This is a genomic window from Pseudomonas chlororaphis subsp. piscium, from assembly GCF_003850345.1.
Lineage (GTDB): Bacteria > Pseudomonadota > Gammaproteobacteria > Pseudomonadales > Pseudomonadaceae > Aquipseudomonas > Aquipseudomonas piscium.
In genome coordinates this window covers 4,925,297-4,941,609 of record NZ_CP027707.1, presented here as the reverse complement: position 1 = coordinate 4,941,609, position 16,313 = coordinate 4,925,297, and the positions used below count along the sequence as shown (strand labels likewise).

The 16,313-nt window shown below is 60.2% G+C and carries 14 protein-coding genes; 7 read left to right on the top strand and 7 right to left on the bottom strand.

Features of this window, described 5'->3' with window-relative positions:
- Together C4K38_RS22100 and C4K38_RS22095 are read right to left on the bottom strand one after the other, a co-directional pair.
- Nucleotides 1-2,049, bottom strand: coding sequence for an EscV/YscV/HrcV family type III secretion system export apparatus protein (locus C4K38_RS22100; protein WP_053280199.1), 2,049 nt, complete (start codon nucleotides 2,047-2,049; stop codon nucleotides 1-3).
- Nucleotides 2,046-2,414: a secretion system apparatus gene (locus C4K38_RS22095; protein ID WP_053280224.1), complete on the bottom strand. Its 369-nt coding sequence runs from the start codon at nucleotides 2,412-2,414 to the stop codon at nucleotides 2,046-2,048. Before C4K38_RS22095 ends, C4K38_RS22100 begins: the two co-directional genes overlap by 4 nt.
- Nucleotides 2,415-2,625: 211 nt before the next feature.
- Between C4K38_RS22095 and C4K38_RS22090 the strand changes: the two genes are divergently transcribed.
- A complete protein-coding gene (locus C4K38_RS22090) occupies nucleotides 2,626-5,382 on the top strand; it encodes a two component system sensor kinase (protein WP_053280198.1) in 2,757 nt (918 codons plus the stop codon).
- 15 nt (nucleotides 5,383-5,397) lie between these two features.
- Here C4K38_RS22090 and C4K38_RS22085 read toward each other — a convergent pair whose 3' ends face one another.
- The gene (locus C4K38_RS22085; RefSeq protein WP_053280197.1) at nucleotides 5,398-6,048 is read right to left on the bottom strand and encodes a two component system response regulator; all 651 of its coding nucleotides are present in this window, start codon (nucleotides 6,046-6,048) and stop codon (nucleotides 5,398-5,400) included.
- Nucleotides 6,049-6,168: 120 nt separating this feature from the next.
- Between C4K38_RS22085 and C4K38_RS22080 the strand changes: the two genes are divergently transcribed.
- From C4K38_RS22080 to C4K38_RS22055, 6 genes are all read left to right on the top strand, one after another.
- Nucleotides 6,169-6,564: a hypothetical protein gene (locus C4K38_RS22080; protein WP_124345314.1), complete on the top strand. Its 396-nt coding sequence runs from the start codon at nucleotides 6,169-6,171 to the stop codon at nucleotides 6,562-6,564.
- 95 nt (nucleotides 6,565-6,659) lie between these two features.
- Nucleotides 6,660-8,051 carry an EscC/YscC/HrcC family type III secretion system outer membrane ring protein gene (locus tag C4K38_RS22075; protein ID WP_197678043.1) on the top strand — a complete coding sequence of 464 codons (1,392 nt, stop codon included), beginning with the start codon at nucleotides 6,660-6,662 and terminating at the stop codon, nucleotides 8,049-8,051.
- A 10-nt stretch (nucleotides 8,052-8,061) separates the two neighbouring features.
- Nucleotides 8,062-9,279: a type III secretion system inner membrane ring subunit SctD gene (gene sctD, locus C4K38_RS22070; protein WP_053280195.1), complete on the top strand. Its 1,218-nt coding sequence runs from the start codon at nucleotides 8,062-8,064 to the stop codon at nucleotides 9,277-9,279.
- 26 nt (nucleotides 9,280-9,305) lie between these two features.
- Nucleotides 9,306-9,554, top strand: a complete 249-nt coding sequence (locus C4K38_RS22065) for an EscE/YscE/SsaE family type III secretion system needle protein co-chaperone (protein WP_053280194.1) — start codon at nucleotides 9,306-9,308, stop codon at nucleotides 9,552-9,554.
- A gap of 218 nt (nucleotides 9,555-9,772) precedes the next feature.
- Nucleotides 9,773-11,905 (top strand): TcdA/TcdB catalytic glycosyltransferase domain-containing protein, encoded by a 2,133-nt coding sequence (locus C4K38_RS22060; RefSeq protein ID WP_081001570.1) that lies wholly within the window; start codon nucleotides 9,773-9,775, stop codon nucleotides 11,903-11,905.
- An 88-nt stretch (nucleotides 11,906-11,993) separates the two neighbouring features.
- Nucleotides 11,994-13,217, top strand: coding sequence for an anthrax toxin-like adenylyl cyclase domain-containing protein (locus tag C4K38_RS22055; RefSeq protein WP_081001569.1), 1,224 nt, complete (start codon nucleotides 11,994-11,996; stop codon nucleotides 13,215-13,217).
- A 40-nt stretch (nucleotides 13,218-13,257) separates the two neighbouring features.
- Here C4K38_RS22055 and sctW read toward each other — a convergent pair whose 3' ends face one another.
- From sctW to sctJ, 4 genes are read right to left on the bottom strand one after another with little or no spacing between them, the layout of a single operon-like run.
- Entirely contained in the window at nucleotides 13,258-14,355 is a 1,098-nt protein-coding gene (gene sctW / locus C4K38_RS22050) for a type III secretion system gatekeeper subunit SctW (RefSeq protein WP_053280192.1), read from the bottom strand.
- Complete coding sequence (locus tag C4K38_RS22045) at nucleotides 14,243-15,013, bottom strand: hypothetical protein (RefSeq protein WP_053280191.1); 771 nt, start codon at nucleotides 15,011-15,013, stop codon at nucleotides 14,243-14,245. Before C4K38_RS22045 ends, sctW begins: the two co-directional genes overlap by 113 nt.
- Nucleotides 15,010-15,600, bottom strand: coding sequence for a type III secretion system domain-containing protein (locus C4K38_RS22040; RefSeq protein ID WP_053280190.1), 591 nt, complete (start codon nucleotides 15,598-15,600; stop codon nucleotides 15,010-15,012). Before C4K38_RS22040 ends, C4K38_RS22045 begins: the two co-directional genes overlap by 4 nt.
- Nucleotides 15,597-16,292 carry a type III secretion system inner membrane ring lipoprotein SctJ gene (sctJ, locus tag C4K38_RS22035; RefSeq protein WP_197678044.1) on the bottom strand — a complete coding sequence of 232 codons (696 nt, stop codon included), beginning with the start codon at nucleotides 16,290-16,292 and terminating at the stop codon, nucleotides 15,597-15,599. The genes C4K38_RS22040 and sctJ overlap by 4 nt, the downstream gene beginning before the upstream one ends.
- Nucleotides 16,293-16,313: the final 21 nt, after the last annotated feature.

The window sequence follows — 16,313 nt, the reverse complement described above, 5'->3', positions numbered from 1 at the left end:
TCAAGCCTGCTCGATCAGGTCGATGTTGCCAATGACACGCAACTCGACTTCATCGCCCAGTTCCTGGAACGACAGGACGTGCAGGCCCGAGTATTCACGCTCGACAATCTTGCGCACAAACCGCCGGACATCGATGGCGGTGATCAGCACGGCGCGACGTGGGTCGCCGTCGCCGACGCGCTCGCGGATGCCTTCGATAATAGCCTGGTTCTGGGTGGCTTCCAGCGTCGAGTAAGAGCCGGCGGCTGTCTGCCGGATCGATTCACGCACCAGCCCCTCGATGCCATCGCCGATCATCCAGCCACTGATCCACGCCTGGTTGCCACGGTAGCGCGTGGCAATGTGGCGACGCAGGGCCACCCGTACGTATTCAGTGAGCATGATCGGGTCTTTTTCTCGCGGCGACCATTCCGTCAAGGCTTCGAGAATACTGCGCAGGTCGCGGATGGAAACGCCTTCGCCTACCAGGCGTTGCAATACATCGGCAATGCGCCCGATGGGCATTTGCCGCTGCACTTCCTTGACCAGTTCGGCGTGGCTGTTTTCCATGGAGTCCATGAGGAAACGGGTCTCCTGGACGCCGATGAAATCGGCGGCATAACGGTCCATGACCAGGGACAGGCAGTGAGTGACGCGGGCCTGGTCCCGATGCAGCACCACGCCGAGGGCGGCCAGCGTCTCATGCTGCTCGGGGTCGAGCCATTGCAGGGTATGGCCGCCAAAGGGCAACTTGTCGTTGTGTCGTGCTTGCGCCAGGGGCATTGAGTGCGCATCGGCCAGCAGCAACCCCTCCGGCACCTTCAGGGTCAGGACCGGCTCCTGGTACAAAAGAATGCGCAAGGTCCCGGCTTCGAGCGAGGCATCGATCTGCTGGTGGATGTCAGGCAGCGGAATGCCCAGCTGTTCGAATTTCTTCTGCCGAAGCTGCTGGAAAGCCTCGTCGAGCCCCCTTGAGCGCCCGAGGTCGCTGGCCATGAGCACCATCAGCGGAATCGCCCCCGGCGTCATCGCCGGCTGGGTGTCATCGCCGATCAAGCCTGGCGGCGCATCGGCCGAGGTGCTGTTCGAGGCGGCACGGGGTTGACGTTTCCTGATCCACCAGGCGCCGCCGTAGACCGCCCCGGCCAGGCCGACAAAGTAGATGACCGGGAAGCCGGGGATCAGGGCGAATACCAGCAACACCCCGGCGGCCAGGCTCAAAGCCTGGGGTTGTCGGGTGATTTGCTCGCTCAGGTCGCTGGCCAGGTTCTTGCGCTGCTCTCCCGGGACGCGGGTCACGATAATACCGGCGGTGATGGAGATCAGCAGCGCCGGAATCTGGCTGATCAGGCCATCGCCGATGGACAGAATGGCGTAGGTGGACATGGCGGTGCCCGCGCTCATGCCATGGATGAACACGCCGACCGCAGTGCCGCCGAGGATGTTGACCAGGATAATGATGATGCCCGCAATCGCATCGCCCTTGACGAACTTCATCGCTCCGTCCATTGCACCGTACAGCTGGCTTTCCTTCTGGACCAGGCCGCGTTGGCGGCGGGCTTCATTGGCGTCGATGATCCCGGCGCGCATGTCGCCATCGATACTCATCTGCTTGCCTGGCATCGCATCGAGGGAAAAGCGCGCGCCCACTTCGGCGACCCGCTCGGAGCCTTTGGTGATCACGATGAACTGCACGATGGTGATGATCATGAACACAATCAGGCCGACACCGAGGTTGCCCCCGACGGCGAAGTTGCCAAAGGTGTAGACGATTTCACCGGCGTCCGCCTGCAGCAGAATCAAGCGGGTGGTGCTGATGGTCAGCGCCAGGCGAAACAGGGTGGTGATCAGCAAGACGGCCGGGAAGGTCGAGAATTCCAGCGGCTCGCGGATGTACAGGGCCATCATCAACAGCACGATGGAAATCGTGAGGTTGATGGCAATCAGCAGGTCCACCAGTCCCGTGGGCAACGGAACGATCATCATGAACACCGCAAGCAGCAGAAGTACCGCCAGCACGATGTCCTGGCGGCCCGCGGCCAGCGAAAGCCAGTGACCGAGGCGGTTCATTGACGATCCCCGGCGTGGCGTTCGAGCAGCCGCCGCATGCATTTCAGGCACTCGATCCATTGTGTGACGCTACTGCCGGGCACCAGTGCGCCACTGAGCATTTGCTGGTCGCCCACGACATAAGCGCGCAGCGCGACCCCCTGGGTGGATGCCGGGTGGCAGTGCCCCAGCAGGGCCTTGAGCGTACTGAAACGCCGACAGGCTTCGACCTGGCGCGCCAGTGAAAGCAGCACCCGGCCCTGGGTGTATTCGATGTATAACCGAAAGGGCGGCAGGGAAAACTCCATCCGCGCCTCGACACGGCCAGGGCAAAGGTCCGACAAACGCAGGAACTCTTCAAGGCTGCGTTGCGTTTGTAGGTCCATCTGCATCCTTATTTTGTACACCATGGGCTGCCGGGCGCTCCGGTCCACGGCCTTATGGGGCGGGCCTGTGGTGGCTACGTCATCCGGCGGCAATGATCCCGAGTAGGCGGGCCTTCGAGCTATCGGGCCTTCACCTGATTTATCAAGCCTGTCTCGTGGCGTATCGTTTTGTGTGCTGTGCGTTGTGCAGCCTGTCGAGACCGTTATCCACATGCATAAACTTTGGCAAGCCTCACTGACCCGTAGTGTCATCGTCACCCTGGCCTGCGCCATGAGCGCATTCTGGCTGTTGTCCGAGACCATCAGTTTTTATTACCGCTACAGCAAGGCCGAGGTCGAAGTCAGGGAAGACCTGGACTGGGAGCTGAACGGGGTGGCCGAGGAAGAGAATCGTCGTTATGAGCTGGCCCAGGTCAGGGTTAACACCCTGTTGCGCCTGTGGAGCGAGCTGCTCAGGAATGCGAGCCTGCCGGGTACCCAGAGCAACGAACTGAAACACACGGTGTTCGTCCCCTTCGACGGGGTCGATGTGGACCAGGAACGCATTGCCGTTGCTGGCCAGGTCATTGAGATCTTTGGCAACTCGGACTCGGTCAACCGGACGGAAACCTTTCTGTTGGTGCCGGGGCAGGGCGTGCTTTTCTACCGCCCCGAGGGCCAGACGGCTGCCGACATGCAGGCCAAGATGCATGCGCTGCTGTCGCGTCAGTACCGATCGACCACCAGCGACAACTGCTGGGGCAGTGTGTTCGAGGATGGTCAGGGGCACCTGCGCAGCGCTGTGACCGCGATTGACGCGCGTTCGGGGATCACCGCCGGGCAGTTGTTGCGGATCGACGACCTGAACGCGCGCAAATATGACTTTTCGTACATCCTGCGCGATGCCGGCGGCAGACTGTTATGGAGCGACAACAGGGAGGAGAGCGCGTTGCTTGCCGCCCAGGGCGTGCAACCGGACTGCCAGCGCAAGGCCATGGAAATGGCTGGTTTCATTGTCGACTGTACGCTGCTCAGGGGGCCGCCATGGCAGTTGTCCGCCATCGCACGCGGTGATGCCGTGATGGACCGGGTACTGCCGTTGCTGGGGTCGACAGCGCCCTGGACGCTGCTGGCCCAGTTGTTGTTACTGGTGTTTATCGCCCTGATCCTTCAGCGCCAGCTGGGTCGGCCCCTGAGTCATATCGTCGAGCTCATCCATCGCCAGAAACAGCTCACCGACCTGAGCTATCGATTGCCGGAAGGGCGCAAGGATGAGCTGGGCCGCATTGCCAGTGCCTATAACACGCTGCTCAAGACCCTCAATGCCTATCACCAGACACTGGAAGACAAGGTCAGGAGTCGAACCCGCGAACTGGATGTGGCCAAGCGCATCGCCGAGCGGGCCAGTCACCGCAAGAGCGAACACCTGACGAGCATCAGCCATGAGATACGCACGCCGCTCAATGGCATTGTCGGCGCGCTCAGCCTGCTCGAGCGCAGTGGCTTGTCCGAGCAACAGCAGGAACTGATCGGCACCGCGCGTCAGTCCTCCGGCTTTTTGCTGAGCATCATCAACAACCTGCTGGATTTCTCTCGAATCGAAGCTGGACAGCTGGAGTTGTCCTACGAGCAGACGGCGATCCTGCCGATGCTCGACCAGGTGTTGCTGACGATCAATTTGCGGGCACAGGAAAAACGCTTGTCGCTGCGAACCCTGGTGGCGGCCAATGTGCCTCGCTCGATGTCCCTCGACGGCGTGCGCGTGCAACAGATCCTGATCAACCTCCTGGCCAATGCCGTAAAATTCACCGCGCAGGGCGAGATCTGCGTCCGGCTTGAACGGCGGGCTGAGATGCTGGTCATCGCGGTGCGGGACACTGGTAAAGGCATACCGGAAGAGAATCAGCTCGATATCTTCATGCCTTTCATCCAGGTGCGCGCCCATGACAACGGCAGCGGCCTGGGGCTGGCCATTGCATCGCGGCTGGCGAACCTGATGGGCGGAGAAATCCTGCTCGACAGCCAGGTTGGCGCAGGATCGACCTTCACCCTGTTGCTACCGATATGCGATCCCAGTGAACCCTCATTGGCTTTTTCAGCCCGGCTGCCGGCCCCGGCGGCATTGCAGACGCAGTTGGCCATTTGGGGCATCGAAGCCCAGCCGGGCGACTCGCCCTTGCTCGATATGCCTGAGCTGGTCTATTTGCCCGGCCGGTTGTGGCAGAAGGTCAGCGCCATTCTGTTCGAGGAAAAGTTGCCGGGCGATGAACCGGCCTCGATTGCCCCCTGTGCGTGGGCGCTCAAGGTCCTGGTGGTCGATGACATGCAAGTCAATCGCGATATCGTCGGCAAGATGCTCCAGGAGCTTGGGCACCTGGCCTATTCGGCCTCCTCGGGGGAAGAAGCGCTGCACTGCGGAAGAACCCATGTCTTCGATTGGGTGCTGATGGATATTCGCATGCCGGACATGGACGGCCTGCAAGTCACCCGGCTCTGGCGCGACATGGCCAGCGGGATGCTTGACCCGGACACCCCCATCATGGCGCTCACGGCGAATGCACTGCCCGACGAGCGCTATCGAGCCCGGGCCGCGGGGATGAATGGCTACCTCGCCAAACCCGTCAGCCTGGAGCAACTGGCGAGCGGGGTCGAACAGGTCGTTTCGCTGCAGTTGGCGCGGGGCATCGACCTGGCACCGAACCGCAAGTTGCAGCAACCGCTTATCAACCTTGCGGACACCTCGCTGCGCGCCAGGTTCTATGAAACGCTTGAGATCGTGCGCCGGGATATCGAAACCGCGTGCCGCAAACAGGATCGCGCAGGCCTGCTGATACTGCTGCACACGCTCAAGGGGTGTGCCGGCCAGGGCGGTCTTGATCGGGTGTACACATGGGCGCAGGACCAGGAAACCCGGGTCAGCCACGGCGAGTGGCTGAGCTGTGAGGAAGTCGGCTACCTGCGCGGGTTGATTTTGCCGAAGACCCATTAGGCCCGTCACACACCTTCAGTGGATACCCAGACGGCACGCCCAGTTGACCAGGTCCGCAATGTTATGCGCATCGAGCTTGCGCATGAGGTTCAGGCGGTGGGTTTCGACCGTCTTGATGGTAATCGAGAGTTTTTCGGAAATGTCCCGGTTACGGTCGCCTTCGGCGATGAGCTTGAGTATCTGGCGTTCCCGGGTGGTCAGGTTGCCCTGCCCGCCGACATTCGGGGCGCTGGTCACGTGCGCCAGGTTGAGCGCGGGATCGAGGAAGACCTGGCCGGCGATGGCGGTTTGCAAGCCGGCCAACAGTACCTGCTGGGAGCTCTTCTTCAAGATGTAGGCGAGTGCGCCCGCGGCCAATGCATCGCGGGCGCGGTGCTCGGAGGCGTCAGCGGTGACCACCACGATGGTCAGCTCGGGTCGGCGTCGTTTCAACTGGCGGATGACATCGATGCCATCCATGCCGGGCAGGCCGAGGTCGAGCAGTACCACGTCGGGCTTGAGCTCCTGGCAGGCCGCGTACACGTTCAGGCCGTCGACGATTTCACCGACGACCTCGTAGCCAGGCATCGCTGAAAGCAGAATCTTGATGCCGTAGATGAGCAAGTAATGATCTTCGACGATCAGGATCCGTTGTGGGGCAGGCGTAGTTTGCAGATATGACAGCATGATCAAAAACCTGACTTTTTTAGGGGCTGGGGCGCGAAGGCTATAGGGTTCAGGTCATTACCGGATTCAGAAATTTTCCAAAACTGACAAAATCGTGCAATTCCCTTCATCGATAACGCTATGAATTTTCCATCTTCCCTGGCTGGACTTGAAACCATTCGCATGCAGTCGAGAGTGGGGCAGCGTTGGCACATGACCCTGTCCGGTGTCCGCGGATGGTGCTGGGAATACCCTTTGGGGCTGTGCGTTGCCTTGGCGATCGAATGCCCATCCATCGATGACGAGTGGCTGGTTCGCACCAGTTTGTGGCTGGCATCGATACCAGAGAGCCTGGACGACAGTCTGTTACTGGACGGTGAGGATATTTTTCTGATTCGCCGCCATGACAGCCAGTGCCCACCCTGGGAACTGGAGGCGCGCCTGCAACAACAGTTGTCCATCGCCTGCTGGCTCGCAACCCATGGCGCGTCACACCCCGAGCCCACCGAGACCCGTACCCTGGGGCGCCTGGCATGAGGTGGCTGAGAGACTGCCTGGCGGGAATGGCGGTCTTGTGCGTAACCCCGGGTGCCAACGGCGCGATTGCGCCCCCGGACGCGCCAGCCTTCTTCTTGAACACCCGTGGCGCCAAGCTGGCCGATGTCTTGCGCGACTTGGGGGCCAACTATCGTGTTCCGGTGATCGTCAGCCCGCAGATAGGCGAATCCTTTATTGGCCGTTTGGACGGCGGTACGCCCGAACAGACGCTCGAACACCTGGCGCAGCTCTATCAGCTTGCCTGGTACTACGACGGGCAGACGATTCATGTCTACAAGGCGCAGGAGGTGGGCAGCCGATTGCTGACACCGGCGTATCTGCCGGTACAGACCTTGATGGCCCAGTTGCAGTCCACCGGCATTCTGGATAAGCGTTACTGCCGGGTACGCAGTGTCCCGAGCTCCAATGCCCTGGAAGTGCAGGGTGTTCCCGCCTGCATGGAGCGGGTGGCGCGACTGGCCGAAGGGCTCGATCAGCAGAAATTCAATCGCGAGCGTAACCAGGAGGCCATCGAGCTGTTTGCCTTGAAGTACGCTGCCGCCGCCGACACCCAATACACCTATCGCAACCAGCAAGTAGTGGTGCCGGGGGTTGTGTCGGTGCTCAAGGACATGGCGCAGGGACGAACGTTGCCGCTCAAGGAAAATCAGGGTGAACCCTCATCGGATGACCGGAGCTTGCCCATGTTTTCCGCCGACCCGCGACAGAATGCGGTGCTGGTACGCGATCGCCAGCTCAACCTGCCGCTGTATGCCGACCTGATTACCCAGCTTGATCACAAGCCATCGCTGGTCGAGATTTCGGTGGCGATCATCGACGTCAACTCCCAGGACCTCGGCGCCTTGGGGATCGATTGGTCGGGGGGCGCGCGCATCGGTGGCGTAGGGGTCAGCTTGAACACGGGTGAAGGCTTTGATGCCGGCAATTTTTCTACGGTGATCGCCAATACCGGCAACTTCATGATCCGGCTCAATGCCCTGGAGCAGAACGCCAAGGCGCGCATTTTGTCGCGTCCTTCGGTGGTCACGCTGAACAACATGCAGGCCGTGCTTGATCGCAACATCACCTTCTACACCAAACTGGTGGCGGAAAATGTCGCCAAGCTGGAGTCCATATCGGCCGGATCGCTGCTGCGCGTGACCCCGCGAGTGGTAGGTGAAGGGAGCGAACAGGAAGTCATGTTGACCCTGATTATCCAGGACGGACGGCAAACCGACCCGATCAGCCAGAGAGAGCCTTTGCCCCAGACGTTGAATTCGGAAATTTCCACTCATGCCTTGCTCAAGGCCGGCCAAGCCTTGTTGCTGGGCGGTTTCGTCCAGGATGAGGAAAGCGAAAGCGTACGCAAGATCCCATTGCTGGGGGACATTCCCTTCATTGGCCGGTTCTTCAGATCGACGCAGAAGATCAACCGCCAAACGGTCCGTTTGTTTCTGATCCAAGCTGATCCTTGGCGTCAACCCTGATGGGCCAGTGATGGACCGTACCTACAAACTCAAGTGGCTGAACGGGCCGTTAAGTGGCCGTGAGCTGGCACTGCCCGTGGGCGAACTACGGATCGGCGGCCCGGACTCGGACATTGCCCTGTGCCTTGAGCAGGATGCCCAGGCGACCTTATCGATCGAGGAGGAGGCCATCCGGCTGGCGTGCGCGACGCCTGCCTGGGTCGAAGGGCAGCCCTGGGACCTGGAACAGGCACTGCCGCTGGGCCGGGTGATCGATCTTGCCGGACAGGCTTTTGTACTGGGCCGGTCCGGCGATGAGCTGTCCACGCCGGAGGTGCCCGCGCGATTGACGCGGCGTCGCCCGGCGCGTGCATCCGTGTGGCACTGGGGAGCCCTGGCCGCGGTCTGCGGGCTGGGGTTGGCCGTGGGGCTGCTGGCCTGGCAACCGACCCTCAGGGTACCGGTCCTGGACCAGGATGAATGGCTGGCCACGCAATTGAAGGATCCGCAGCTCGCCGGCTTGAGTGTCCAGCGGGGCAACCAGGGCAGCCTCGTCCTTAAGGGCCTGTGTCATTCCTCGCCCAGCGTCGCAGGCTTGCGCGCCAAGCTGCGCGCAAGGGGGCTGCTGGTGTATGACGAGAGCGTTTGCGCCGACAGTTTGCTCGACAGTGTGCGCTCGGTGCTGAGTTTGAACGGTTATCGGGATGTCGAGGTCAAGAGCGGGGAGCGACTGGATCGCGTGGTGATTTTCGGCAATATCGTCGCGGACACCACATGGCAGCGCACCAGCGCCCAACTGCGGGCGATTCAGGCGCTGGCGGGGTGGCGGGTGGTCAATGACCAGGCGCTGCTGTTCGATGACTTAGTGTCCCGGCTGACGGCGCGCCAGGTGTTGGGCGGCTTGAGTGTCAGGGTGTCCGACAAAGCCTTGCGGGTCAGCGGTCAACTGGATGCCCAGCATTTGGCCACCGTGACCGAAGTGCTCGATGCCTTCAATCGCGACGGTGCCCCACGCTTGTCGGCGGTTTTCCAGAATATTCCGGGAATGGCCTCGGCCGAACGCTACTTACCCTCATCGATTGTCGGCATTGGCGGCAATGTGGATTCCCCCTATGTACAACTGGCCAATGGCATGCGCTTGCAGCAAGGCAGTGTTTTGCCAAGTGGCTACCGCATTTATGCGCTCGATCGCTTGTCGATGGCCTTGCTCAAGGATCAAGAGCTGATATCGCTGCCACTGACACTCTGAATCAGCAGATTGAAAAAGGACGTTGAATGGCCCGTATCACCTATCTGGAAGATGCCTTGTTCGCCGATACCCAGGGCGTATTGCGCCGGCACTTGCTGGACAGCCTTCGACAGGCCGAACACCGGGTGCGCGGACAATTGCGTCAGCCACAACCTGCCGCGCGGTTCCAGGCGCTGGAGCAATGCGCCAATGCCTGCGCCAGTGCCGCGCAGGTTATCGAGATATTGTGGGGGCGGTATCACTCGCCCATGCAAGGCATCGGGGGCGTGCGGTGAAAACCGGTATAAAACCGATAAAGTCGTAAGTTGTCGGAGAGCAATCTGGTGACACTGATACTTGCTGCGAAAGTGCATGAAAACGGAAGACTCTGATCCTCTGATCTGAACCTCGGTAGCCACTCATCGTTGGTCGTTATTGAATAAATTCCGAGTTTGGGTCGTTCAGCATCTCTTCATCTCTTTTGCGTGCTTAATCTTGTTGCCAAGGAGTTCCTATGCATATCCATAACGCCCCTGTTCAGTCGCAACAGTCGGTATCCTCTACTTCCGGTGTCGATGCCACCCAGGCCCCAAAGGCTTTTTCCGAAGTTTATCCAAAGAGTGAATTCAAGACGGTCCCGTCCAATATCCATATGGTTTGGGTTGGCTCCCAACCGGGGGGCGACCAGGAAAAATACCTGAAGCAATGGGCGGAAAAAAACCCGGGCAGTACGGTCATGTTATGGGTGGACTCGCAACAGTTCGATGCTTACGCCATCAACAAGACCGCCCGACAAGAGGCCGAGAAGGTATTTCCGGACTATCAGGCCGAGAAACCTTTGCGCGGCTTGTTCAGCCAGCTCAAGACCACCCTGGGTAACACCGATGCGCTGCTGAACCTGGGGGCACAAAAGCAGGCACTGAGCGAACTGAACAAAGAACTGTCGGCCAAGGGTAACGAGTCCTGGAAAGAGAAGTTATTGTCGGGTGCCTCCAAGGTGACCCCACAGAATGCGGGTCAAGTGCTGGCGGCATTTCAGCAGCTCACGCGCGGCAATGACGACAAATTCCTGCAAGCCGAATGTTTGATCCTGGACCAGACCGTCAAATCCTGGGACCGCTGCGCGAGCAATCCGCAACGCGATACTGCGAAACTGGGCGCGTTGCAGGAAAAATTCGGTGATGTCAAAAACATCGAGATCCGTGACTTGAGCAATCGCAGTGATATCCAGCTCAAGAACAAGGACGCCTATCAACATGAAATCATCGGCCGCAATGGCGCCTACCCGGCCGCATCCGACATTGCCCGCTATGAGATCCTGCACGAGCATGGTGGCGTATACGCAGACATCGACCTGGAATGCATGCAGCCACTCAATGGCGTACTGCAAGCGCATCCGAACCTGATGCTGGTGGGGCTGGCCGAAGGCAAGAACGAAGCCAGTGGCAGCGCGACGCCTTATTTTGCCAACGCGCTGCTGGCCAGCCACCCGGGTAGCCAGATGCTCGCCGACTTTATCGACAAAATCGGTGAGGACTACCAGACGCTGAAGGGCAACGAGTTCCGGGGTGATCGCTATTTCAGCCGCCCGAACAAGAGCACGATCGAAGCGACCGGCCCCAACGGATTACGCGGGCATGTCGATACCGTGGTACGCCAGGCTCAGGAGCAGCCGCATTTGATGCGCAACGATGTGTTGTCGCTTTCAGAGCGCATCTGGGACAAGGGCCAGCAGCAGAACCAGGACTTCTGGTCCTCGATGGAATCGCACTTCAAGTTCCCGGACGATTACGTGAACTTCGAAACCGAAGAGCAACAAAAAAGCGCGACCAAAGCCATGGGGGGCGTCGCACCGTCAACAGCCTCCGCACCCCTTGAGGGCACGACTGTAAAAAAGTCTGAAGGCGCGGCCGGGATTGGCGCGCCTATGCGTCCAGGTACGGTGGTAAGCACCGAAAAAGTCGCGGCGCTCATTCTGGAAAAAATCAACGAGAAGCAGCAGCCCGGCAAACCCATGATCATCTTCATCGCCGGCCCTTCGGCATCCGGCAAGTCGGTGTTGACGGGGGCGCTACAGGAAAAAGCATTGCAGTTCGAGTCGGTCAAGACCGACCACTTCCTGAAATCCTTCTCGGAGCTGAGTGCCATACCCGCCAACCAGGGGTTGCCAGTGGCGGAGTGGCCTGTCGTTCACGGGCATGCCGACTCGTTCAATCGTCAACTGACAGAGCAGCTTTTAGAGGCCCTCTCGACAGGGCGCGAGTTCAGCTATCCGTTGCCGAGCACCTATCGCGAAGGGGTGATGATTGGCGGGTTTCCACGGGGAGAGCGGGACACCAGCGGCCCCCACAAACAAGTCCAGGTACCGGTGAGCGAAACCTATTTGATTGAAGGCATTTCCACCCCCCATCTGGTCAAGGATGCCACCCATGTTTTGGTGCGCCTGGATTGCGAGTTTGACGAGACCGTCAAACGCCGGGCCGGTCGTGGACATGACGCATCGATCCCGGCGGAGGTCAGGATCGCCGAGGATAAACGCCAGTATGAGACCTTCCAACAGGCGATGAGCCAACTTGGAGAGAGCGTGACTGCCGATATTCATCTGGATTCGTCCGGCATGACGGCGGGGCATTTCCGGTTGTTTTAATGGGGACGACGGGGACTTTTTCCTGACCCGAAAAAGTGCCCCTGGAGAACACTTGCGTGGGTAATTCTTCAATTTCGGGAGTATGGGCATGAACGGTTTGCCGCTCAGTCATATCCAACCCAGTGGTGCCAGCCTTGCATCGCTGAACCAGGCCATAGAAGGCCAAATGGCTCCGGGCTCGGCCAAAAACAGTGCGTCCGACCTGTTGCAGGTCATGGAAAAAGTTCAGCATCGGACAGGGATTGTGACCAGTCACTTGGTGCCCTTGCAGAGCGTAGCGAAAGAGCACAACTGCATTATTGGTATCCGTCCAGTTGAAACTGTGGCAACCGGGCTGATAGAGGAGGGCCATCCCACCAAAGACTTCCATATCAAAGGCAAGAGCGCCAACTGGGGGCCCCAGGCCGGAATGATCTGTGTCGATCAGGCTTTCAGCAAACTCGAAGGCTGCCTGGCGTCGGATCCGGGGCGTATTGATAAATTCAACGGGCAGACTCGCCAATGCATCGAGGAGGGTCACGCCGTTGCCATTCCTCTAGAGATTTCCAGGGAACGCATGGGCACGCTGCTGGCCGCTGATCTCATCACGGACATGCAACCTGCGGATGCCGAGGGCTGTATCAGGTTCAGCGCGAAAGCGCCCGGCGGTGGACTGTACACATTTGCAGCCGTACCCGGTGCGGTCGAGGGCCTGTACCAGATCAGCCAGCAAGGACAGCCGCTGGAAGTCCTGGCGAAAGCGCCGGGGGGCAAGGCGCTGACGGCCGACTATGACTTGCATCTGATCGGACCTCATATCAGCGATCTGGGGCCGCAAGACAATCTTCCGGTCCCGGATGTCGCGCACGACGTGTTCAAGGCTCGCATCGACGGATACAGCGCCAGGACAGCGGATTCGCGCCCCAGAAACCTGGCGCAGGAGCTGCGCCAGGATTATGCAAGCGCCGGCAGCTTCTACAGCAAGGAAGACCCGGATATTGGCAACGCCACGAGCCGTATCGCCGAGATGATTCCAGTGATCAACACGGCCCTGGTGGGCGTGGGCGAGCGGGTGGTTCACCACAACGCGGACTCGGGCAGCCCGGCCAGCGATAACGCCAACAACTATCCGGCGACGTTTTTCTTGCCGGCCAGGCTCGGAGCCTTTGATGAAATCTGTGTGATCGAGAACAGTCAGCAAATGGCCGAACTGATCCTGCAAGCGAAGAACAGCGGCTACCACATACCAATGAACCCGTTATGGGAACCCGAGGTGACCAGCGTCAGGCGTGCGGACTTTACACAGGCTCAAGCGCTGCTCGATCGCGGGTGATAAAGGGGCCGGGCTGACCCATGGTCGGCCCGGCCGGTTGTCACAGGCCTTCGTCCGAGAGTTTTTCCTGATACTCGGAAAACACCTCGGTAATCATCTTTCGCTGTTCATCGTCTTCGAAGCACTCGTCCGTCATTAACTTCACCAGCTCGCCCATCTGTCGCACATAAGCGTATTGCCCGCGTGCGTCGGGCACCTGGCGTGAAGTCTGTTGTTCGAGCCAGTCCACATGCATCCAGGACTGCTGGACGATTTCCAGTAATGTGCCGATGACCCCATCGCCATCCAGGCCGTCGATAGCCAGTGTGCGGGCAACGCGGTGGCAATGATCCTCCATGCCGAAAAACAGCATGATGCGTTTCAGGTCGGTGATCACCGAGCCCAATTGGGCATCCATGGCCGGACCTTCAGCCGAGAGTTCGAAAGCCAGGGTACGGATCAGCGTTTTCAGTTTGCGCCGGCGATCGTGCAGTTGGCGGAACTCTTCGAACCATTGCACCAGGCGCGTACGACGTGAAGTGGCGCGCTGGTAGAGCTGCTTGAGGGCGAGAAAACTGTTTTTGCCGGTGCTGTCGAACTCCAGGCGATTGAAGAGCCTCAATGTCCATTCGTCATCCTCCATCACCGCGGACAGAGCCTCTTCCAGACGTTTACGCTGTGCTCCACCCAGGTTTTTTCGCCCGAGCGCCGCCCCCAGCAGCAGGGCCATTTCTCCCGCATCGAGCCCTTTATCGCCCATGCATGCCAAGAGGTCCGAGGCTTCATCGATGGCCGATGTGTGTTTCTGCAGGTCTTCCATTTGCGCCGGGGCGGTTGCCGTGACGTGCTTGACCAGTTGCTGGAGCATGGCGCGGGTACGCGGGCGTTCAGACTTGCCATCACTTGTTCCGCGACCTGTGGCCTGCCGATAGGAGCCAAGGGCAAACCCCATGTTTTCCAGGGTTTCGGACAATGCATCGCCGGGTACCTCGGTGGGCATGAAATCAAGACCCGTGGCCTGCATATCGAATTCGGTGCGCGCCAGTTCAAGGGCTGATTGCGCTGGGAAGACTTGTGTGGCGCCGGGCAGGGGGAGAGGCGCCGGGTTCTGAATCAGCGGTGTCGGCTTGATGCTGGCGGAGTCGGTCTTGGTAATCATCTGCTGGGGGCTCATGCGGGACCTGCCGCAAACGCGACAGGAGCGATTGAAGGTGGGCGTCGAGATCGATGCGTAGGGTGAACAGCTGCGTTTCCAGCAAGGCCTGAGTCATCGTCAGCGAAGGGCTGCCGAGTACCTGGACCTGAGGGTAGTCGGCCAGGGTGTGCCGGACGTGCTGCTCGCAATCGGCGCTGACCCGGACAGTCAGAGCGCCCTGGGCAAGAAACGCCAGGAGCCGCTGGCGCACGCGTCGAACCATCAGCTCGACAGCATCCTGCTCTGCGATGAACTCCTCCAGGACCTGGGCGACGAGGGCGCGTAGCCGTGTGTCGAGGTGTTGGGCCAGGGTGGCTTCCAGAGCGGTTTCAGCGACATGCCAGTCCAGGGTTTCCTCGATGAGGCGTTGGCGCAAAACCTCACGTTCGTTGGCCGCCTCGGCAAGGCCTTGATCCCGGGCCTGAATGCGAATCTGCCGGGCTTGTTCCTCGGCCTGGGCCAGGCATTCACGGGCCTGCCGTTGCAGCGCTTCGGCTTCTGCGCGGGCCTGGGCAAGCAACGAGGTGGCGTTGAAATATTGCGCCAGCTCTGCGGCAGGAATGACCACGGCGTGGGGTGTACTGCCATGCAGGGCAATACAGGGGATGTTGAGTGGGTTCATAAAAAACGACCGAGCTTGATCAGCCAGTGGATCGCGTTTTCCCGGACCGATAGCAGGGCATCGGCAACCGGCGGCAAACGCAGGCTGAGCAGATCACCGAGCGGGGCTGGTTCGACATCGCGTAACCACCAGCGGGTACCGGCGTGCAAGGCAGCCTGGCTCAGGGTTTCAGCGGGCAGGGCCGGCTCGGTGTGACTCCAGCCTCGGTGCAAGGCCAGCAGCTGCTCGCAGTGTCGTTCATCCAGGTAGGGCTCAAGTGCCTGGCGATGGTCTTTGAGCAGCAAGTGATCGGGACAGTTCAGGGCCACGACCCCGAGGGCGATGACTAGCTGGGGCAAGCGCGGCTCCAGTGCGAGCATGGCGTGCTGCCTGGCGTCGAGGCAGGCGGGCAACGAGGTCCAGGTGATGCTGCGGTGCCGCAGGATCAAGCGGTCGATACTCGGGCGACAGGCCGGGCGACTGTGGTAGACCGCGCGCCAGGGCGCGAGTCCCAGGTGGGACCACCAGCCTTCATGCATCCACTTGCCTGGTTTCCAGCCCCATTGATGCAAGTGCTGTACGCCCTGGTCGATGGCTAGCAGGGTCATTGGCGTCTGGACCGCAGCCATTTGCCAAACGTGATCGTGAGGATCAGTACCGCCAACGCTGCCAGCAGGAGCATGAGCGGCAGACGATTGCGCTCGAGCCAGGTGAGCGGCGCAGTGCCTGGCCCGGGCTGCTCGGGGAGTGGCTGATAGCGGTAGTCGGCGGCCTGCAGAACGATGCTGATGTTCTCGGTCTGCAGATTGGGCACGCTGTTGAAGATCAGGCTCTTGATCGCGGTTTCGTTATTGAGCAGATTGCGCTCGGGGCTGTATTTGATGAAGACCGAGGCCGAAGGCTTTGCGGGTTCGCGCGGGTTCTGACTGATCCCTTCGCCAATCGACACATGGGCGCTGATCACGCCATCCATGGCCTGCAGCATCTTTTCCAGCTGCTGTTCTTTCAGGTAGAGGATCTTCGCGTGTTCCTGAACCGGTGAAGTCACCAGTTGGCCGGAGGGAAACAGGTTCTCCAGGGTCGCGACCTTTTCACGTGGCAGTCCTTCCTGGCGCAACAGTTCGACGGCATTGATGAACTGCGTCTTATCGACCTTGATCGTGACAAGTCCACCCTTGGCGATTTCCTTGCTGGCATCGATATTGCGGAGTAACAACAGCGCCAGCATCTGGTTGGCGTCGGCCTCGGACAACTCACTGTACAACTCGACCTTGCAGCCACTGAGCATCAGCACCAGCACGCCGATGCAGCCCAGGCGCAA